16 protein-coding genes are annotated in these 19,649 nt (G+C 71.0%); 4 read left to right on the top strand and 12 right to left on the bottom strand.

What is annotated here, in order from left to right:
- Nucleotides 1-31 precede the first annotated feature (31 nt).
- Nucleotides 32-1,291 carry an LmeA family phospholipid-binding protein gene (locus tag ABCR94_RS18380; protein WP_347120431.1) on the top strand — a complete coding sequence of 420 codons (1,260 nt, stop codon included), beginning with the start codon at nucleotides 32-34 and terminating at the stop codon, nucleotides 1,289-1,291.
- 191 nt (nucleotides 1,292-1,482) lie between these two features.
- On the opposite strand, the gene ABCR94_RS18375 is transcribed toward ABCR94_RS18380, so the two are convergent.
- Nucleotides 1,483-2,436 (bottom strand): PaaX family transcriptional regulator, encoded by a 954-nt coding sequence (locus ABCR94_RS18375; protein ID WP_347120430.1) that lies wholly within the window; start codon nucleotides 2,434-2,436, stop codon nucleotides 1,483-1,485.
- A 4-nt stretch (nucleotides 2,437-2,440) separates the two neighbouring features.
- Entirely contained in the window at nucleotides 2,441-4,075 is a 1,635-nt protein-coding gene (locus tag ABCR94_RS18370) for an AMP-binding protein (RefSeq protein ID WP_347120428.1), read from the bottom strand.
- A gap of 86 nt (nucleotides 4,076-4,161) precedes the next feature.
- Here ABCR94_RS18370 and ABCR94_RS18365 point away from each other — a divergent pair, with 86 nt between their 5' ends.
- Both ABCR94_RS18365 and ABCR94_RS18360 read left to right on the top strand, forming a co-directional pair.
- Complete coding sequence (locus tag ABCR94_RS18365) at nucleotides 4,162-5,271, top strand: acyl-CoA dehydrogenase family protein (protein ID WP_347120427.1); 1,110 nt, start codon at nucleotides 4,162-4,164, stop codon at nucleotides 5,269-5,271.
- The gene (locus tag ABCR94_RS18360) at nucleotides 5,268-5,666 is read left to right on the top strand and encodes a RidA family protein (protein ID WP_347120426.1); all 399 of its coding nucleotides are present in this window, start codon (nucleotides 5,268-5,270) and stop codon (nucleotides 5,664-5,666) included. The genes ABCR94_RS18365 and ABCR94_RS18360 overlap by 4 nt, the downstream gene beginning before the upstream one ends.
- A 32-nt stretch (nucleotides 5,667-5,698) precedes the next feature.
- Here the strand turns inward: ABCR94_RS18360 and ABCR94_RS18355 are convergent, their stop codons facing one another.
- On the bottom strand, nucleotides 5,699-7,966 hold the full coding sequence (locus ABCR94_RS18355) for a bifunctional salicylyl-CoA 5-hydroxylase/oxidoreductase (protein WP_347120424.1): 2,268 nt from the start codon (nucleotides 7,964-7,966) through the stop codon (nucleotides 5,699-5,701).
- A gap of 218 nt (nucleotides 7,967-8,184) precedes the next feature.
- Nucleotides 8,185-9,012 carry an enoyl-CoA hydratase family protein gene (locus tag ABCR94_RS18350; protein WP_347120422.1) on the bottom strand — a complete coding sequence of 276 codons (828 nt, stop codon included), beginning with the start codon at nucleotides 9,010-9,012 and terminating at the stop codon, nucleotides 8,185-8,187.
- A 228-nt stretch (nucleotides 9,013-9,240) separates the two neighbouring features.
- Between ABCR94_RS18350 and ABCR94_RS18345 the strand changes: the two genes are divergently transcribed.
- Complete coding sequence (locus ABCR94_RS18345) at nucleotides 9,241-9,672, top strand: ATP-binding protein (protein WP_347120421.1); 432 nt, start codon at nucleotides 9,241-9,243, stop codon at nucleotides 9,670-9,672.
- Nucleotides 9,673-9,741: 69 nt separating this feature from the next.
- On the opposite strand, the gene argF is transcribed toward ABCR94_RS18345, so the two are convergent.
- The 8 genes from argF to ABCR94_RS18305 all read right to left on the bottom strand — a co-directional run bounded on the left by argF (nucleotide 9,742) and on the right by ABCR94_RS18305 (nucleotide 19,575).
- Entirely contained in the window at nucleotides 9,742-10,767 is a 1,026-nt protein-coding gene (gene argF, locus ABCR94_RS18340) for an ornithine carbamoyltransferase (RefSeq protein WP_347120419.1), read from the bottom strand.
- A gap of 85 nt (nucleotides 10,768-10,852) precedes the next feature.
- Nucleotides 10,853-12,085: an arginine deiminase gene (locus ABCR94_RS18335; protein WP_347120418.1), complete on the bottom strand. Its 1,233-nt coding sequence runs from the start codon at nucleotides 12,083-12,085 to the stop codon at nucleotides 10,853-10,855.
- Nucleotides 12,086-12,255: 170 nt separating this feature from the next.
- The gene (locus ABCR94_RS18330; RefSeq protein ID WP_347120416.1) at nucleotides 12,256-14,814 is read right to left on the bottom strand and encodes a polynucleotide kinase-phosphatase; all 2,559 of its coding nucleotides are present in this window, start codon (nucleotides 14,812-14,814) and stop codon (nucleotides 12,256-12,258) included.
- The gene (locus ABCR94_RS18325) at nucleotides 14,811-16,355 is read right to left on the bottom strand and encodes a 3' terminal RNA ribose 2'-O-methyltransferase Hen1 (RefSeq protein ID WP_347120414.1); all 1,545 of its coding nucleotides are present in this window, start codon (nucleotides 16,353-16,355) and stop codon (nucleotides 14,811-14,813) included. The genes ABCR94_RS18330 and ABCR94_RS18325 overlap by 4 nt, the downstream gene beginning before the upstream one ends.
- Nucleotides 16,356-16,453: 98 nt before the next feature.
- On the bottom strand, nucleotides 16,454-16,855 hold the full coding sequence (locus ABCR94_RS18320; protein WP_347120412.1) for a glutaredoxin domain-containing protein: 402 nt from the start codon (nucleotides 16,853-16,855) through the stop codon (nucleotides 16,454-16,456).
- 48 nt (nucleotides 16,856-16,903) lie between these two features.
- The gene (mmuM, locus tag ABCR94_RS18315; RefSeq protein ID WP_347120736.1) at nucleotides 16,904-17,815 is read right to left on the bottom strand and encodes a homocysteine S-methyltransferase; all 912 of its coding nucleotides are present in this window, start codon (nucleotides 17,813-17,815) and stop codon (nucleotides 16,904-16,906) included.
- Between the two features lie 65 nt (nucleotides 17,816-17,880).
- Nucleotides 17,881-18,804 (bottom strand): LLM class F420-dependent oxidoreductase, encoded by a 924-nt coding sequence (locus ABCR94_RS18310; RefSeq protein ID WP_347120410.1) that lies wholly within the window; start codon nucleotides 18,802-18,804, stop codon nucleotides 17,881-17,883.
- A 252-nt stretch (nucleotides 18,805-19,056) separates the two neighbouring features.
- Complete coding sequence (locus ABCR94_RS18305) at nucleotides 19,057-19,575, bottom strand: DUF6099 family protein (RefSeq protein WP_347120409.1); 519 nt, start codon at nucleotides 19,573-19,575, stop codon at nucleotides 19,057-19,059.
- Between the last annotated feature and the right edge of the window lie 74 nt (nucleotides 19,576-19,649).

The raw sequence follows: 19,649 nt of genomic DNA, 5'->3' as shown, positions 1-19,649 counted from the left end.
TCGAGGGAGGCACGCATGGTGGGATGAGCCGATGCGACCCCCCACACGCATAGCCGGACACCCGCCCAACCCCTACGACGAGCTCGCACAACTGGCCCCACCGGAGCCGGACCCCACCGACGACCACCAGGAACTCGGCAGCGAACACCCCAGGAGCGACGGCAGCAGCCACGACGACCCGCTCGGCCTGGGGCTCGCCCCGGACGACAAGGACGAGGACTGGGCACCGCCCAACCACCGCGGCAAGAGCCGTCTCGCGGCTGTCCCCGTCGCGCTCAAGCTGGTCCTCACCGGGCTGGTCTGCGTCTCATTCCTGCTGCTCTCCGACCGGTTCGCCGTGATGTACGCGCAGGGCAAGGCCGAGGACAAGCTCCAGGAGTCACTCGGGCTCGCGACCGCGCCCGATGTCAACATCCACGGCTTCCCCTTCCTCACCCAGGTCCTGGACCAGCGACTGGACAAGGTCGACGTCGCGGTCCCCGACGTGGCCGCCAACCGGGTCTCACTCGCGGAAGTACGGGCCACCGCCAAGGACATCAGCATCGTCGGCAGCCTCCCGACCTCGATCGAGGGCGCGGTCATCGGCAGCGTGGACGGCGACGTACTGCTGTCCTTCGACGACCTGAACCGTGAACTCGGTTCCTCGCAGGCCAAGTTCACCAAGGACGGCGCCAACCGGGTCCGGGTGGACGGTTCGCTGCCCGTCGCGGGGCACGAGGTGCGCATCGAAGCCGAGGCCCATGTACGGCGCGAGGGCGACCAGGCGGTCTCCACCACGGTCGACCACATGCAGCTCGATATTCCCGGGCTCGTGATCTACCGGCCGGGCAAGGACCCCAAGTCCTCGGGCCTGCGACTGCATCCCGAGGCCGCCGAACGGATCAGCCGCGAGGGCGCGCGCATCAAGGCGATGCTGGCAGTGCCGGCGGTCGTGGACCGGCTCGGTGTGCCCAAGGCGCGGGTCGATCAGGCGTTGCGCAGCGAGAAGGAGCTGAGCAGGCTCACCGGCTCACCGCGCTTCGTCGAACAGCTGATGAAGGTCAACCTCGTCGATGTGGTCATGGAAAACCCCTGGCTGCTGAAGAAGGTCGGCATCGATCCCAAGCTGGTCGCGGCGCTGCTGAGCCTGCGGCCGCCGGAACTCTCCGAACAGCTCTCGCTGTCCTTCCGGCTGCCGAAGACGCCCGGCGATCTCCGACTGCGGGACATCACGGTGGAGAGCGAAGGCATCAGGGCGGACCTGGCAGGCACGGGTCTGACCTTCGGCAAGGTGGCGGCAGGCAAGAAGTAGCGGGCGTCGGGGAAAGGTCGAAGGGGGCCCCGTCCCTACTCGGGACTCGGAAGCCGGCCCCTTCCCCACTCGGGACTCGGGCGAGGACCCCTTCCCCACCCAGAGGAGGCCCCTCCCACCCAGAGCGGGCCCGCTCCCACCCGGAGCGGGCCCCTCCCCCAACCAAGCGCGGCCCCGAATGTCGCCCCGGCTCATCCCTCGCCCCGTACCGACTCCGCTCCCTCACCCCGCACCCATTCCGTATCCTCGCCCCGCACGAACTCCGCCCCCGCGTCCCGCAGTCGCGCGTGCAGCGCGGCGAAAACCTCCGCCGACCGGGCGCCCGGCCAGTCCTTGGGCAGGAGTTCCGCGGGCAGGCCCGGGTCCGCGTACGGCAGGCGGCGCCAGGAGTCCAGGGCCGGCAGATAGTCCCGGTACGCGTCCTCCGCGGATACGCGCACGGGCACAGGCATAGGCACAGGCGCGGACTCGGACGCGGACGCGGACATGGACGGGGACGTGCGCCGGGACGGGGACGCGCCACCCACCTTCGTCCAGGCCCGCAGCACCGGCTCGTGCCGGTCCAGGAACTCCTCGTGCTGCTTCGCGATGGCTGGCAGGTCCCACCAGCGCGCCACCGCCTCCGCCGTCGCGGCGAACCCGAGATGGTCCCCGCGGAACAGGTCGACGTAGGGCGCCAGTTGCAGCCGCTCCAGGGTGTGGCGCGTCTCCTCGTACAGCCGCGCGGGGGCGATCCACACGCCCGGTGCGGCCGTGCCGAAACCGAGGCGGGCCAGGCGGGAGCGCAGCAGGTGGCGCTTGCTGCGCTCGGCCTCCGGGACCGAGAAGACGGCGAGCACCCAGCCGTCGGACAGCCGGGGCTTCGGGTGCTCGTAGATGCGGCGGTCCCCGTCGTCCAGGAGCTGGCGGGCATCGTCGGACAGCGTGTAGCCGGCCGCTCCCCGCGTCGTGCGCGCGGCCACGAGCAGGCCCCGGCGCTTGAGGCGCGAGACCGATGAGCGCACGGACGGCGCGTCGACGCCGACCGCGGCCAGCAGCCGGATGAGCGAGGCCACGGGCATCGGCTCGCCGCCCCCGCCCGGGGAGCGGCCGTACGCACCGTAAAGGGTGACGATCAGGGAGCGGGGAGTGTGCTGGTCGGCCACGCGATCACTCTACGGCCCGGAGCCGGAAGCGCTGGAGCTTGCCGGTCGGGGTGCGCGGGAGGGCGTCCAGGAAGACGATCTCGCGCGGGCATTTGTACGGCGCGAGCTCGGCCTTGGCGAAGTCGCGCAGCAGGGCTGCCGTGCCCTCGCCGCGCGAGACGCCTTCGCGCAGTACGGCGTACGCGACGACGACCTGGCCGCGCCGTTCGTCGGCCCGTGCGACGACCGCGGCCTCCACCACATCGGGGTGGCGCAGCAGCGCGTCCTCGACCTCCGGGCCCGCGATGTTGTACCCGGCGGAAATGATCATGTCGTCCGCGCGGGCGACATAGCGGAAGTAGCCGTCGGGGTCGCGCACATAGGTGTCGCCGGTGAGGTTCCAGCCGTCCTTGACGTACTCGCGCTGGCGCTCGTCCGCGAGGTAGCGGCAGCCCACGGGTCCGCGCACCGCCAGCAGCCCCGGCTCACCGTCGGCAACCGGCCGACCGGCGGCGTCCACCACGCGCGCGCGCCACCCCGGTACGGCGACCCCCGTCGTACCCGGCCTGATCGCCTCGTCCGCCGCCGAGATGAAGATGTGCAGCAGCTCGGTCGCGCCGATGCCGTTGATGATGCGCACCCCGGTGCGCTCGTACCAGGCCTGCCAGGTCGCGGCGGGCAGGTTCTCGCCGGCCGAGACGCAGCGGCGCAGGGCGCTCAGATCGTACGAGCCGATGTCGTCCAGCATCGCCCGGTACGCGGTGGGCGCGGTGAACAGGACCGAGACCCGGTGCCGGTCGAGTGCGGGCAGCAACTGCTTGGGGCCCGCCTGTTCGAGCAGCAGCGCGGAGGCGCCCGCTCGCATCGGGAAGATCACCAGCCCGCCGAGGCCGAAGGTGAAGCCGAGCGGTGGGCTGCCCGTGAAGATGTCGTCGGGCTCCGGCTTGAGCACATGGCGCGAGAAGGTGTCGGCGATGGCCAGCACGTCCCGGTGGAAGTGCATGCACCCCTTGGGCCGCCCGGTCGTCCCCGAGGTGAAGGCGATCAGCGCGACATCGTCGGCGGACGTCTCGACGGCGGTGTACCGCGCGGGTTTGACGGCCGCCAGCCGTACCAGATCGTCGGGCGCGTCTCCGCCGTACGCCGTGATGCGCAGCCCGGGCACCTCCGCCTTCACCAGGTCGTCGACGGACCGCACGTCGCACAGGGCGTGGCCGACCCGGGCGATCTCGCACATCGTCGCCAGCTCGGCCGGTCGCTGCTGCGCGAGCACCGTCACGGCCACGGCGCCCGCCTTCATCACCGCGAGCCAGCAGGCGGCCAGCCAGGGCGTGGTGGGGCCGCGCAGCAGGACGCGGTTGCCGGGTACGACGCCGAGTTCGTCGGTCAGGACGTGGGCGATCCGGTCGACCCGGTCGTGGAGCTCGCCGTATGTCCACACCTCACCGCCGGCCGTCCGGAAGACGGGCCGCTCGGCGCCGAAGCGCTCGACGGTGCGGTCGAGCAGCTCGGCCCCGCAGTTGAGCCGGTCCGGGTAGGGCGGGCCGGGTGCGTCACCGGGTGGATCCGGTGCGTCGAAGACGAGTTCCGGCCACTGGTCGGTGGGCGGCAGTTGGTCGCGCGGAAAGGTATCGATGTGCGCTGAGGTATTCAGCTCCATGACGGGATCGCCCCCTTGTCGCCTCTGGAGCGTATCGTTTGGGTGACGACAGTCAACGGTCCGCGATAAAAGTGGGGTGCCGCTCTATGCCGGGATTCGCGCTCGAACCTGAACAGCAGGGGTGGTGCGAGGAGCTGCGCGCGCTGGCCACCGACCGGCTGCGCCCCCTCGCCGAGAAGGGGGAACCGGGCCGGATCAACCGTCCTCTGGTCGAGGCACTGGGTGCGTCGGGGCTCCTGGAGCGACTGTTCACCTCCGGTGCCCTCGACCTCTGCCTGATGCGTGAGTCGCTCGCCCGCTCCTGCACCGAGGCCGAGACAGCCCTTGCCCTGCAAGGGCTCGGAGCCTCTCCCGTCGCCCGGTTCGGCACCGCGGAGCAGCGTGCGCGCTGGCTGCCCGAAGTGATCGCGGGCCGGGCGGTCGCCGCCTTCGCGCTGAGCGAGCCCGGCGCCGGTTCCGACGCCGCAGCCCTCTCGCTCATGACCGTACCGGAGGGGGACGGGTGGCGCCTGTCCGGTGAGAAATGCTGGATTTCCAACGCGCCGTACGCCGATTTCTACACCGTGTTCGCGCGTACGACCGAGGGCGCCGGAGCCCGCGGTGTCACCGCGTTCCTCGTCCCCGCCGACCGGCCGGGGCTGACCGGGACCTCGCTCGACATGCTCTCGCCGCACCCCATTGGCGCCCTGACCTTCGACGCGGTCCCCGTCACCCCCGCGGATGTGATCGGCGAGGTGGACCGGGGGTTCCGCGTCGCCATGGACACGCTCAACCTCTTCCGCCCCAGCGTCGGCGCCTTCGCCGTCGGCATGGCCCAGGCCGCACTCGACGCGACCATCGACCACACGGCCCGGCGCACGGCTTTCGGGGGCCCCCTGAAGGACCTCCAGTCCGTCGCCCACCAGGTCGCCGAGATGGCCACCCGCACGGAGGCCGCGCGGCTCCTGGTGTACGCCGCCGCCTCGGCCTACGACGCGGGCGCGCCCGGCGTCCCCCGGCGCGCCGCCATGGCCAAGCTGTTCGCCACCGAGACCGCCCAGTACGTGGTGGACGCCGCGGTCCAACTGCACGGGGCCCGCGCCCTGGAGCGCGGCCACCTCCTGGAGCACCTCTACCGCGAGGTACGCGCTCCCCGCATCTACGAAGGCGCCACCGAGGTCCAGCGCACGATCATCGCCAAGGAGCTGTACCGATGACCCTGCACCGCATCAATCCGGCCGAGCTCTCCCCGCCGACCGGGTTCTCCCACGCGGTCACCGCCACCGGCTCCCGGCTGGTGTTCCTGGCTGGGCAGACCGCTCTGGACGGGGACGGCAAGGTGGTCGGCGCCGGGCTCCCCGAGCAGTTCGAGACGGCCCTCGCCAATCTTCTGACGGCCCTGCACGCCGCCGGGGGCGCGCCCGCCGACCTGGCCAGGGTCACCGTCTACGCCACCGATGTCGCCGACTACCGGGCCAACGCCGCCGAACTGGGCCGCATCTGGCGGCGGTTGGCGGGCCGTGACTATCCGGCGATGGCCGTCATCGGGGCGGCCAGGCTGTGGGACGAGCAGGCGCTGGTGGAGCTGGACGGCATCGCCGTACTGCCCTGAGCGCCACCCCGCTCCCCCGGCCCGCTCTCACCTCACGTCAGGCTGAGCCGCGGCTTCGGCCCGTCCGTGCGGCCCGTCGGGGGTTTGCGGCTGCCCGCCCGGTACGGGAGGGGCCATGGCGCGCCGGGGCCGGTGTAGTCCTGCTCGGCCGCCGCGTGCAGCGTCCAGTGCGGGTCGTACAGGTGCGGGCGGGCCAGCGCGCACAGGTCCGCGCGGCCGGCGAGCAGCAGGGAATTGACGTCGTCCCACGAGGAGATCGCGCCGACCGTGAGGACGGGGACACCCAGCTCGTTACGGATGCGGTCCGCGAACGGGGTCTGGTACGAACGGCCGTACTCGGGCGCCTCGTCGGAGACGACCTGGCCGGTGGAGACGTCGATGGCGTCGGCCCCGTGCGCGGTGAAAGCGCGGGCGATCTCGACCGCGTCCTCGGCCGTGGTGCCGCCCCGCGCCCAGTCCGTGGCGGAGATCCGGACCGTCATCGGCTGGTCGTCGGGCCAGATGCCGCGCACCACGTCGAAGATTTCGAGGGGGAACCGCAGCCGGCGGTCGAGGGAACCGCCGTAGGCGTCGGTGCGTTGATTGGTGAGTGGGGACAGAAAGCCGGACAGCAGGTAGCCGTGCGCGCAGTGGAGTTCAAGGAGATCGAATCCGCAGCGTGCGGCGCGCCAGGCCGCCGAGGCGAACTGCTCGCGGATGTCGGTGAGTCCGGCCCGGTCGAGCTCATGCGGGACCTGGTTGACGCCCGCGCGGTACGGGAGCGGGGAGGCCGCGGACAGGGGCCAGTTGCCTTCCGGCAGGGGCTGGTCGATGCCGTCCCACATCAGCCGTGTCGAGCCCTTGCGGCCCGCGTGGCCGAGCTGGACGCCGATCGCGGTGCCGGGCGACTGCTGGTGCACGAAGTCGGTGATCCGGCGCCAGGATGCGGCCTGTTCGGGGGTGTAAAGGCCGGTGCAGCCGGGGGTGATGCGGCCCTCGGGGCTGACGCACACCATCTCGGTCATGACCAGGCCCGCTCCCCCGAGGGCGCGCGAGCCGAGGTGGACGAGGTGGAAGTCGCCGGGGACGCCGTCCACCGCCTTGTACATGTCCATGGGTGAGACGACGACCCGGTTGCGCAGGGTCAGACCGCGCAGCCGGAAGGGGGTGAACATCGGCGGGGTGTCCGGGGGGCAGCCGAAGCCGGCCTCCACGTCCCGGGTGAAACCGGCGTCGCGCAGCCGCAGATTGTCGTGGGTGACACGGCGGCTGCGGGTGAGCAGATTGAAGGCGAACTGGCGCGGGGGCTGGTCGAGATACGTGCCCACCTCCTCGAACCAGCGCAGGCTGGCGGCTGCCGCGCGCTGCGTGGACTCGACGACGGGGCGCCGCTCGGTCTCGTACGCGGCGAGGGCCGCCGCCCGATCGGGCTGCTCCTCGATGCAGGCGGCCAGGGCGAGGGCGTCCTCGACGGCGAGTTTGGTGCCGGAGCCGATGGAGAAGTGCGCGGTGTGCGCGGCATCGCCGATGAGCACCGTATTGCCGTGCGACCAGCGGTCGTTGACGACAGTGCGGAAGGGTATCCACGCGGACTTGTTGCCGCGCAGTGGCCGGCCACCGAGCGCGTCGGTGAAGATCTTGGCGCACCGCTCGGTGGATTCGGCCTCGTCGCACCGGTCGAGTCCGGCCGCCCGCCAGACCTCCTCGCGCATCTCGACGATGACGGTGGAGGCGTCCTTCGCATACGGGTAGCCGTGCAGCTGCATCACGCCGTGTTCGGTCTCGGCGATCTCGAAGCGGAAGGCGTCGAAGGCGAAGTCGGCGGCGAGCCAGATGTAGCGGCAGCGGTGGGTGGTGATGCGGGGCGCGAAGACGTCGGCGTGCGCCGCCCGGGTGAGGCTGTGCACGCCGTCCGCGGCGATCACCAGGTCGTACGCCGTGGAGAGCTCGGCGGCGGGCGGCGCCTCCTCGCGGAAGCGCAGGTCGACGCCGAGCGAGCGGCAGCGCTCGTACAGGATCTCAAGGAGCCGGCGGCGCCCGAGGGCGGCGAAGCCGTGGCCGCCGGAGGTCAGCCGGTGGCCGCGGTGGACGACGTCTATGTCGTCCCAGCGCACGAACTCGGCCTGCAGCGCCCGGTAGACGACCGGGTCGGCGTGCTGGATGCCGCCGAGGGTCTCGTCGGACAGGACAACGCCGAAGCCGAAGGTGTCGTCGGGGCCGCCCCGCTCCCAGACGGTGACGGAGCGGGCGGGGTCGAGCCGCTTGAGGAGGGCTGCCGCGTACAGCCCGCCGGGCCCGCCACCGACCACGGCGATTCGCATGACACGACCGTCCGCGCCCGCGCTCGCGCCCGCGCTCGCGGCGCTCGTCGCGGGCCCAGAGCCCGTCGCCACAGGCCCATGCCCCGTTGCCGCAGGGTCCCCGGCCATCGCTGTGCGGCCGGTCGCAGCCGCATCGCCGCTCACTGCTGTGCGCCCCGCCGCAGGGCCGCCACCGGCGCCCGCCCCGGCCCCGTCCGCTGCCGTACGGCCCGGCATCGCTAGCGCCCCTGCCACTTCGGCGGTCGCTTCTCGGTGAACGCCGCGTGGAATTCGGCGTAGTCCTCGCCGTTCATCAGCAGCGCCTGCGTCGCGGCGTCCATTTCGACCGCGGCGGCGAGCGGCATGTCGAGCTCCGCGGTGAGCAGCGCCTTGGTCTGCGCGTACGCCAGAGCCGGGCCGTCCGCGAGGCGCCGTGCCAGCTCGGCCGCGCGCAGGTCCGCCTGCCCCTCGTCCACCATTTCGCTGATCAGGCCGATCCGCTCCGCCTCGGGCGCGCGCACCGCGTCGCCGAGCATCAGCAGCCGGGTCGCGTGCCCGAGCCCGATGACGCGGGGCAGCAGATACGCCGCTCCCATGTCGCCGCCCGACAGACCGACCTTGGTGAAGAGGAAGGCGAAACGGGCCGACGGGTCGGCGATCCGGAAGTCGGCGGCGAGGGCGAGCACGGCTCCCGCGCCCGCGGCCACCCCGTGCACGGCCGCGATCACCGGGAAGGGGCATTCGCGCAGAGCCCGTACGACCTGCCCGGTCATCCGGTTGAAGTCGAGGAGCTGCGCGGTGTCCATGGCGAGGGTGGCGCCGATGATCTCGTCGACGTCGCCGCCCGAGCAAAAACCCCGGCCTTCTCCACCCAGTACCAGTGCGCGTACCGTGCGCTCACGGGCCAGCTCGGCCAGGAGATCGCGCAGATCGGCGTACGCACCGAAGGTCAGCGCGTTGAGTTTCTCGGGCCGGGCAAGCGTGACGGTGGCGACTCCGTCATCGACGGTCAGCCGCAGATGGTGCCACTGTTCCGTGCGGGACGCTGAGCTGGGAAAGGGGCTCATGGGCTGCGCCCTCCTTCAACCTGGGGGCCGATGCCTGCCCTGCGAAGTTATCACCTGTCCGTGACTGCCGTCACGAGTGCGCGATATCCGATGCGCACCGCAGCGAAAGTCCTGCTCCGGTGTGGCGGAGGTCCCACCCCTCGCGGCCGAGCGGCTCTACGCGTATCGCATGACACTTTCGTATCGTTGAAAGCGCGACCTCTTACTCCCCGAAAGGGGCATCCTGCCTTGCTCGAATCCGCCGGGCCCGCTTGTTGGCGCATCGCGCTGCCGCACACGGCGGCCGCCGTGCCGATAGCCCGCGCCCTGATACGCACCGCACTCGCGGACATCGAGGCGCCCGCGGACAGCGACACGGCGGAGCTGCTGACGGCCGAGCTCGTCGCGAACGCCGTGGAGCACACCGGCCCGGACGAGCCGATCGAGCTGGTGGTGGAGCTGCTCGCGACCGGCTGCCAGGTCGAGGTGCACGACGGCGACCCGTCCCCGCCCGGCAATCTGGACCGGACGGTGGCCGACCGGTCCCCCGACCCCTGGCAGGAGCACGGGCGCGGGCTGCTGCTCATCCGTACGCTCAGCTCCGCCTGCGGGCACCGCCCCACCGCGCACGGCAAGGCGGTCTGGTTCACCCTTCCCGCCGCTCCCGGCCGCCCCGGCTGACCAGCCGCGAGTGACGGCGGCCGTAGAGCGCGTACACAGTGCCCACACGTCTCCGCCTCGGGCGTACAGCTACTCGGACTCGGCCCCGGCCTCGGCCCCGGCCATCGTGGCGACCAGCACGGCCTTGATGGTGTGCATCCGGTTCTCGGCCTGGTCGAAGACGACGGAGTGCGCGGATTCGAAGACCTCGTCGGTGACTTCCAGCTCGGCAAGGCCGTACTGCTCGTGGATGTCGCGCCCGACCTTGGTCCCCAGGTTGTGCAAGGCGGGCAGGCAGTGCATGAACTTCACCTCCGCCTTGCCGGTGGCACGCAGCACGTCCATGGTCACGGCGTACGGCGAGAGTGCCTTGATGCGCTCGCCCCAGACCTCCTTGGACTCACCCATCGACACCCACACGTCGGTGGCGACGAAGTCCACGCCCAGCACCCCTTCGGCGAGATCCTCGGTGAGGGTGACACGGGCGCCGCTCGCCTCGGCGGCCTCGCGGGCCCGCGCGAGGACCTCCTCGGCCGGCCAGTAGGCCCTGGGCGCGACGATCCGTACATCCATGCCGAGCAGCGCGCCGGTGACCAGGTAGGAATTTCCCATGTTGAGGCGGGCGTCGCCCAGGTAGGCGAAGGCGATCCGCTCCAGCGGCTTGTCGCTGTGCTCGGTCATGGTGAGCATGTCGGCGAGCATCTGGGTGGGGTGCCAGTCGTTGGTGAGCCCGTTGAAGACGGGGACCCCCGCGTACGCACCCAGCTCCTCGACGGCGGCCTGGCTGTCCCCGCGGTACTCGATGCCGTCGAACATCCGGCCCAGCACCCGCGCCGTGTCCTTCACCGACTCCTTGTGCCCGATCTGGGAACCGGAGGGGTCGAGAAACGTCGTCGACGCCCCCTGGTCCGCGGCGGCGACCTCGAAGGCGCAGCGGGTGCGGGTGGAGGTCTTCTCGAAGATCAGAGCGATGTTCCTGCCGCGCAGCCGCTGCACCTCCGTGCCCGCCTTCTTCGCCGCCTTGAGTCTGGCGGCGAGATCGATCAGGCCGCGGAACTCGTCGGCTGTGAAGTCCAGCTCCTTGAGGAAGTGACGGCCTGCGAGGTCTATCGCCATGGTGGCTGCTCCTGGGGCGCGAGAGGTCGCGGATGGAAGGTCGCGGATGGAATAGGACTGGAAGTCTATACGACGGACCGCATCACTATACAGAATCGCGTTCGACAGGGCAGCTCATGCAGCGGGGGCCGCCCCTTCCGCGGCCCAGCTCGCTGCCGCGGATCTCGATGACCTCGATGCCCTCCTTGCGCAGATGGGTGTTGGTGGTGACGTTGCGGTCGTAGGCGACGACCACGCCCGGCTCGACCGCCAGCACATTGCAGCCGTCGTCCCACTGCTCGCGCTGCGCCGAGTGCACGTCCTGGGTGGCGGTGAGCACCCGGATCTCACTCAGGCCCAGGGCTGCGGCGATGGCGCGGTGCATGTGCTCGGGCGGATGGTCGGTGACCTTCAGATCACGCTCCCCCGCGCCCGGTTCGATGGTGTACGAACGGAGCATGCCCAGCCCGGCGTACTGGGTGAAGGTGTCGCCGTCGACCATCGTCATCACGGTGTCCAGATGCATGAACGCGCGGCGTTTGGGCATGTCGAGCGCCACGATCGTGGTGGCTGATCCGGCCGCGAAGAGGCCGCGGGCCAGCATTTCCACGGCCTGCGGGGTGGTGCGCTCGCTCATCCCGATCAGCACCGCGCCGTTGCCGATGACCAGGACGTCGCCGCCCTCGATGGTGGACGGGTAGTCGACCTGCCCCTCCGACCAGGTGTGGAAGGAGCCCGCCTCGGGGCTCTTGAAGAGCGGGTGGTGCTTGTAGATGGCCTCGAAGTGGACGGTCTCGCGCTGCCGGGCGGGCCAGCGCATCGCGTTGATGGACACCCCGTCGTAGATCCAGGCCGAGGTGTCCCGGGTGAAGAGGTGGTTCGGGAGGGGGCCGAGCAGGAAATCGTCCCGGTCCATGACGTGGAAGCGCACGGACGTCGGCTCGGGGTGGCGCGCGAGGAACTCCCGCTTGGTCATGCCGCCGACGAGCGCCTCGACCAGATCGGTCACGGGCAGTTCGTCGAAGGCTTCCCGCAGATGGTCGGTGGCGAGTGGTCCATACTCCTTCTCGTCGAAGACCCGGTCGAGCACCAGATTCCTGGCGGCCGGAACCTGGAGCGCTTCGCAGAGCAGATCACCGAAGAGATGCACCTCCACCCCACGGTCGCGCAGCACATCAGCGAAGCCGTCGTGCTCCTGTCTCGCCCGACGTACCCACAGGACGTCGTCGAAGAGAAGAGCGTCCTTATTGCTGGGCGTGAGGCGCTTCAGCTCCAGATCGGGCCGGTGGAGAATGACACGGCGTAGCCGTCCGGTCTCGGAGTCGACATGGAATCCCATGTCCCCATCCTCACCACACGGACCGCCCTTCACTCGGCGAATGCCGACTCGTTCCCGGGACTGCGGGACGCGAGCCCCCGGCCGTGGGACGGCAGCTGGAGAGGCTGCCGCCCCACGGCCGGGGCCAGGAGGCTCCTTCGGGCATCAGAGCAGCGGGTCGGAGCCGGGCGTCAGAGCCGCGGGTCGACCGGCTCCGACTCCAGCGCGAGGACCGCGAAGACCGCCTCGTGGACGCGCCACAGCGGTTCGCTGTCCGCCAGCCGGTCCAGGGCCTCAAGACCGAGCGCGTACTCGCGCAGCGCGAGCGAGCGCTTGTGGCCGAGGGACCGGCCGCGCAGCCGCTGCAGGTTCTCCGGACGGGTGTACTCGGGACCGTAGATGATCCGCAGGTACTCCCGGCCGCGCACCTTGATGCCCGGCTGCACCAGCCTGTTCTTCGCGTCGCGCGCGAGCGCCTGGAGCGGCTTGACCACCATGCCCTCGCCACCGCGGCTGGTCATCTCCAGCCACCAGTCGATGCCCGCCTGTACGTCGGACTCGTCACCGGTGTCGACGATCAGGCGGCGGGTGGTCTGCAGCAGGCCCGACTGGTCGTGCTCGATCAGCCGGTCGATCAGCGCGAGCTGCTCGTCGTGCGGCAGCCCGGCGAGGCTGCGGCCCTGCGCGGCCAGGATCTGGAAGGGCGCGAGACGCACGCCCTCCAGGCCGTCGGTCGCCCAGCAGTAACGCCGGTACGCCCGGGTGAACGCGGCCGCGTCGACGGCCCTCTCACGCTGCTTGACCAGCAGCCCGTCCACCTCGACGCCACGGGCCCGAGCCGCTTCGAGGGCGTCGATCGCGACAGGGAAAACCGCGCGGGACGCGGCGCCCACCGCCGCGTACTGCGAACGCAGCAGGCCGGTGGCCTTGAGCGACCACGGCATCAGCTCCGCGTCGAGCAGCAGCCAGTCCGTCTCCAGCTCCGCCCAGAGACCCGCCTCGGTGGCCGCCTCGCGCAGCCGGGCCAGGATCTCCTCGGTGACTTCGGGGCCCGCGGCGGAGCCGCTGTGGGAATCAGTGAAGAAGGGGCGGCCGGTACGGGTGCACAGCGAGCCGGTCGGGCCGTCGACACCGAAGCGCTCGCGCGCCGCGTCCGCGTCGCGGCAGACCAGGGCCACGGCGCGCGAACCCATGTGCTTCTCCTCGCACACCACCCTGGCGACACCGTCCGACCTGTACTGGGCGAAGGCCTCGGCCGGGTGCTCCAGATATCCCTCGCGCTCCGAGGTCCCGGTCGGCGACATGGTCGGGGGGAGGTACGGCACGAGGCGCGGGTCGACCGCGAAGCGGCTCATGACTTCGAGCGCCGCCGCCGCGTTCTCCTCGCGTACGGCGACCCGTCCCAGGTGCCGGGTCTCCACGATGCGCCGGCCGTGCACGTCCGCGAGGTCCAGCGGGCGGCCGTCGTGACCGCCGGGCGCCTCGGTGCTGAGCGGCTTGACCGGCTCGTACCAGACCTGCTCGGCCGGTACGTCGACCAGCTCGCGCTCCGGCCAGCGCAGCGCGGTCATCTTCCCGCCGAAGACCGCACCGGTGTCCAGGCAGATGGTGTTGTTGATCCACGAGGTGTTGGGCACGGGCGTGTGGCCGTAGACGACGGCCGCGCGGCCCCGGTAGTCCTCGGCCCACGGGTAGCGCACGGGCAGACCGAACTCGTCGGTCTCGCCGGTCGTGTCGCCGTACAGCGCGTGCGAGCGGACCCGGCCCGAGGTGCGGCCGTGGTACTTCTCGGGCAGCCCCGCGTGGCAGACGACCAGCTCACCGCCGTCAAGGACGTAGTGGCTGACGAGCCCGTCGATGAACTCCCGCACCTTCTCCTTGAAGGCGTCGTCCTCCTTCTCCAACTGCTCGACGGTCTCGGCGAGTCCGTGCGTGTGCTGGACGTTGCGTCCCTTGAGATAACGGCCGAGCTTGTTCTCGTGGTTCCCGGGCACGCACAGCGCGTTGCCGGAACCGACCATGTCCATCACCAGGCGCAGTACGCCGGGGCTGTCAGGCCCGCGGTCGACGAGGTCGCCGACAAAGACGGCCGTGCGGCCGTCGGGGTGCGCCCCGTCGACGTATCCGAGCTTGCCGAGCAGGGTCTCCAGCTCGGAGCGGCAGCCGTGAATGTCGCCGATGATGTCGAAGGGTCCGGTGAGGTGCCGCAGGTCGTTGAACCGCTTCTCCAGCGAGATCTCGACGTTCCCGATCTCCTCGACACCGCGCAGGATGTGCACCTTGCGGAAGCCCTCGCGCTCCAGGCCCCGCAGCGAGCGCCGCAGTTCGCGCTGGTGGCGCTGGATGACATGGCGGGGCATTCCGGCCCGGTCGGGGCGGGTGGCGTTGCGCTCGGCGCAGACGGCCTCCGGCACATCGAGGACGATCGCGATGGGCAGTACGTCGTACTCGCGGGCCAGCCTCACCAGCTCCTTGCGGCTCTCGGACTGCACATTGGTCGCGTCGACGACGGTCAGCCGCCCGGCCGCGAGCCGCTTGCCCGCGATGAAGTGCAGTACGGCGAAGGCGTCGGCGCTCGCGCTCTGGTCGTTCTCGTCGTCGGCGACGAGGCCGCGGCAGAAGTCGGAGGAGATGACCTCGGTGGGCTTGAAGTGGGCCTTGGCGAAGGTGGACTTGCCGGAGCCGGTGGCGCCGATCAGGACCACGAGGGAGAGGTCGGGCACGGCGAGAGTGCGCTTGGTTTCGGTCATGCTGCCTTCTCCTCCTTCGAGTTCTGCGAGTTCTGCGATTCCCCTGAGTCCCCTGAGTCCCTTGAGGTCCTGGTGCCGGTTCTCGTCGGGCTCTTCGGCTCGGCGGTCCTGCTGAACACGGCCATCTGGGTGGGCGGCCCCACTTCGGGGTCGTCGGGCCCGACCGGGGCGAACTCCACGGTGTAACCGTGCCGTTCGGCCACTCCGGCGGCCCAGCTACGGAACTCCTCGCGGGTCCATTCGAAGCGGTGGTCGCCGTGCCGCACATGCCCGGCGGGCAGGGTTTCCCACCGCACGTTGTACTCGACGTTCGGCGTCGTCACGAGCACGGTCCGCGGCCGCGCCGAGCCGAACACCGCGTACTCCAGGGCGGGCAGCCTGGGCAGGTCGACGTGTTCGATGACCTCGCTGAGCACCGCGGCGTCGTACCCCTTGAGCCGCTTGTCGGTGTACGCGAGGGAGCCCTGCATCAGCTTCACGCGGGCGGCCTGCCGCTCGCCCATCTTGTCCAGGTGGAGTCGGCGCGATGCGACGGTCAGGGCGCGCATCGACACATCGACACCGACGATCTCGGTGAACTTCACGTCCTTGAGCAGCTCCTGCACCAACTGGCCCTGCCCGCAGCCCAGGTCGAGCACCCGGCTCGCCCCGGCCTCGCCCAGCGCCGCCAGGATCGCGTCGCGGCGCTGCACCGCGAGCGGGACCGGCTTGTCCTCGGTGTCCGCCGACTCGTCGACGGCGTTGTCCACGTCCTCGACCACGAGGTCGTCGGCCTCGGCCAGCCGCACCAGCTCAAGACGCTCCATCGCCTGCCGGGTCAGGCCCCAGCGGCGCGACAGATAGCGGCTGGTGATCAGCTTCTGCTCCGGGTGCTCGGCCAGCCAGCCCTCACCGGCCCGCAGCAGCTTGTCGACCTCGTCGGGTGCGACCCAGTAGTGCTTGGCGTCGTCCAGAACCGGCAGCAGGACATACAGCTGACGCAGCGCGTCGGCGAGCCGCAGCTCGCCTTCCAGCACAAGCTGTACGTACCGCGAGTCGCCCCACTGCGGGAACTCCTCGTCCAGCTGCACGGGCTCGGCCACCACCGACGTCCAGCCCAGCGGTGCGAACAGCTTCGTCACCAGCTCCGCGCCGCCCCGGGCAGGCAGTGCGGGCAGCTCGATGCGCAACGGCAGTGGGGACTCGGCACGCTCGGGAAGCGCTTTGCACAGGCCCTGCAGGGCGGTTCTGAAGACGGTGCTCAGCGCGACGGCGAGCAGCGACGACGCGGCGTACGGCCGGTCGTTGACGTACTGCGCGAGCGCGGAGTCGGGCGAGTTCCCGCGGTCCTTGCCCTTGCCCCGCCGCACCAGCGCCACCGGATCGACCTCCAGCAGCAGCGCGGCCGTGCACCGCTCGGCGGACGCCTCGGGGTAGAAGACGTGCGCCGTGCCGTGGGAGGTCTTGTACACCTGCGCCTTCTCGGGATGCTTGTGCAGCAAGAACCCGAGGTCGGTGGCGGGGCGCAGATCCGTTCCTGTGGTGCTGATCGTCATAAACACACGTCTGAGTATCGCCGGATCAACACTTTCCGGCCAGGGACTTTAACCGGTCAGGACCGGTCCGGACCGGTCGCACCCGGACACCTGACCGCGGCGGCTCAGCGGGCCTTGCGCAGCAAGTACGGCGCGTGCTCCCGGACCGCCTGCCGCAGCTGCCGCATCGACGGGTTCACCATCGCCCGCCCGGCCACGGTCACCGTGGGCACCGTCTCGTTCCCGTCGGCGACCGAGCGGACATACGCCGCGGCCTCCGGGTCCTGCCAGATGTTCACCTCGGTGCGCCGCAGCCGCGCGAGGCGAAGCCTCAGCCGTAGCTTCATGCAGTACGGGCAGCCGGGCCGCCAGTAGACGACCACACCGTCACTCTCGCCCCCACGGGCACCGTCACCGTCACTGCCACTGCCACCGTCGCTGCCACTGCCACCGTCGCTGCCACCGTCGCTGCCACCGTCACGAATCGAATCCCGGCCATGAGTCCCCCGCTCCTGTGCATTGCGCATATGGACCCCAGGGTAGTGGCGGAGGAACGACGGGTGGGTGCGCCGGGGTCAGCGCGCCTGCGGCCGCAGCAGCCCGGCCAGCTCCTCGATCTGCTCCGGCCCGATCCGGCAGCAGCCGCCGACCAGCCGTGCCCCGGCCGCCCGCCACTCGCGCACCCGCGCCGGATCGTAGGTACGCCCACCCCGCCACACCCTGCCTTCCGCGTCCCACTTCTCCCCGCTGTTCGGATAGACGACGACCGGCTTGCCGGTCACCGAAGCGGCGCACTCCACGGCCCGGTCCGCGTATTGCGGTTCGCAGCAGTTGACCCCCACGGCGATCACCTGCTCGTTCCCCGCGGCGAGCGCGAAAGCGGCGTCCAGTCGCTGACCGGCCCGGGTGCGGTCCCCGTCGATGCTGTACGAGAGCCAGACGGGCACCCCGCACCCGGCCACCACCCGCAGCAGCGCCTCCGCCTCGTCGCTGTCCGGCACCGTTTCCAGCGCGAGCACATCGGGCTCCGCGGCGACGAGGGCCTCGATCCGGGGCCGGTGGAAGCGCTCCAGCTCCCGCACGGACAGCCCGTACCGCCCTCGGTACTCGCTGCCGTCGGCGAGCATGGCCCCGTACGGCCCGACCGAGGCGGCCACCCAGACCTCCCGGTCGGTGAACTCCGCGGCAGCACGCGCCAGTTCAACACTGTGTGCCAGCAACTCCGAGGCTTCGCGCGGCGCGACACCGCGCTGCGCGAAGCCCTCGAAGGTCGCCTGGTAGCTGGCGGTGATCAGCACCTGCGCGCCCGCCCGTACATACGCCGCGTGTGCCGCCGCGATCTGCTGCGGGGCATCGGCGAGGAGCCGCGCCGACCAGAGCGCGTCGGACAGATCGCAGCCCTGCGCCTCCAGTTGGTTCGACAGACCGCCGTCGAGGACGACTGCCCCCTCGGCGAGGGCGGCAGCCAACGGACGCACCGGCTTCACAGCGACTCTTCGCTCTTCCTCTTGATCGTGCACGATCCAGCTCTTCCTGGGCCCCTACTACCCCGTCAGCTCAGCTGGGACTGGACCTGCGAGGAGATCAGCTCAAGGTGGTCGAGGTCGTCCAGATCCAGCATCTGGAGGTAGATCCGGGAGGCACCGATCGCCCCGAACCGGCCGATCTTGTCCACCACCTCCGCGGGCGAGCCCGCAACACCGTTCGCCTTGAGCTCCTCCACCTCCCTGCCGATGACCGCCGCCCGGCGCGCCACCTCTGCGTCGTCCTTGCCCACGCACGCCACCAGCGCGTTGGAGTACACCAGGTCGTCCGCCTTGCGCCCGGCCTTCTCGGCGGCGGCCCGCACCCGGCCGAACTGCCTCTCGCTGTCCTCCAGCGAGGCGAACGGGATGTTGAACTCGTCGGCGTACTGCGCGGCCAGCCGCGGCGTACGGCTCGCGCCGTGTCCGCCGATCAGCACCGGCACCTTGGACTGGGCGGGCTTGGGCAGGGCCGGCGAGTCGGTCAGCTGGTAGTACGTGCCGTCATAGCTGAACTTCTCACCGGTCTTCGTCGCCCATAGACCGGTGATGATCGCCAGCTGCTCCTCCAGCCGGCCGAACTTCTCCTTTGGGAACGGAATCCCGTACGCCCGGTGCTCGTCCTCGAACCAGCCCGCCCCCAGACCGAGCTCGACCCGTCCGCCCGACATCTGGTCGACCTGCGCCACCTGGATGGCCAGCACGCCCGGCAGCCGGAAGGTGCCCGCGGTCATCAAGGTGCCCAGCCGGATCCTCTTGGTCTCGCGGGCAAGGCCGGCCAGGGTGATCCAGGCATCGGTCGGTCCGGGCAGGCCGTCGCCCGACCCCATGTGCAGATAGTGATCGGAGCGGTAGAAGGCGTCGAAGCCGAGGTCCTCGGTGGCTTTGGCCACGGTCAGCAGGGTGTCGTAGCTCGCCCCTTGCTGGGGCTCGGTGAAGATTCGAAGATCCATGACTCCATCCTGCACCGTCGAACTGCCGGCTACTCTGCCTCCCCCACCAGGCCCCCTCCTGCTCGGTCGGGTGAAATTTCGCCACCCGCGCCACTCACATCACCCGCATACCGCCCCTCCCTCCGTGACCGCCCGCCCCCCGACGACCACCGCCCGAGGCGGTCGTCCGCTCGGACGGATCCCGACGGCCCACCCAACGCCCCGCCCAACGGCCCACCCAACGGCCCTCCGGGCAGAGCCGGCCCAAGGCGGCTACGCCGCCGGGTCCCGGTCGGCGCTCCGCGACCTCCCCTTCTCCCGCACGGTGAGCCGGCGCAGCATCCCGCGCACCCGGTCGCTCGACTCGTCGGCGGCGTCGATCCCCTCGATGCACTGCCAGTAGAGCGCCTCCTCGTCGGTGGCGCATGCGACCCCGACGAGCGCTATCCCCACTTCCCCGAGCAGCCTGCCCAGGCCGGTCAAAGTCCCATGCGCGTCCGCCACTTCGGACAGCTGCGCGGCGCGCGGCCGGGTAACGGGAGGGACCCCGCCCGCTAAGCACGACTCGCCCGTGCGCAGCACCGCACTGTCCAGCACCCCGGAGCCCCGCCCACCCACCTCACTCAGGCCTCGGGCCTCGCCTCTCAGCTCAGGCGGCCCGTTCAGCGCCAGTCGGCCGCCGATCGCCTGAGCCAGTGTCTGCGCCTGCCAGGCCTCCGCCAGAATGTCCAGCGCCGCCCGGCTCTCCGCCAGTGCATGCCGACTGACTCCGATGAGCCGCATCGCGTCCATACACCGCCCCCGTCCCTACGATGGCCCGCTTCTTTCTCGCACGTTCTCCTACCCACTACCCAGAGTGAGGTTTC

The sequence above is a fragment of the Streptomyces changchenzhani genome (assembly GCF_039766235.1).
Classification (GTDB): Bacteria; Actinomycetota; Actinomycetes; order Streptomycetales; family Streptomycetaceae; genus Streptomyces.
This window is presented reverse-complemented; position numbering and strand designations above follow the sequence as displayed.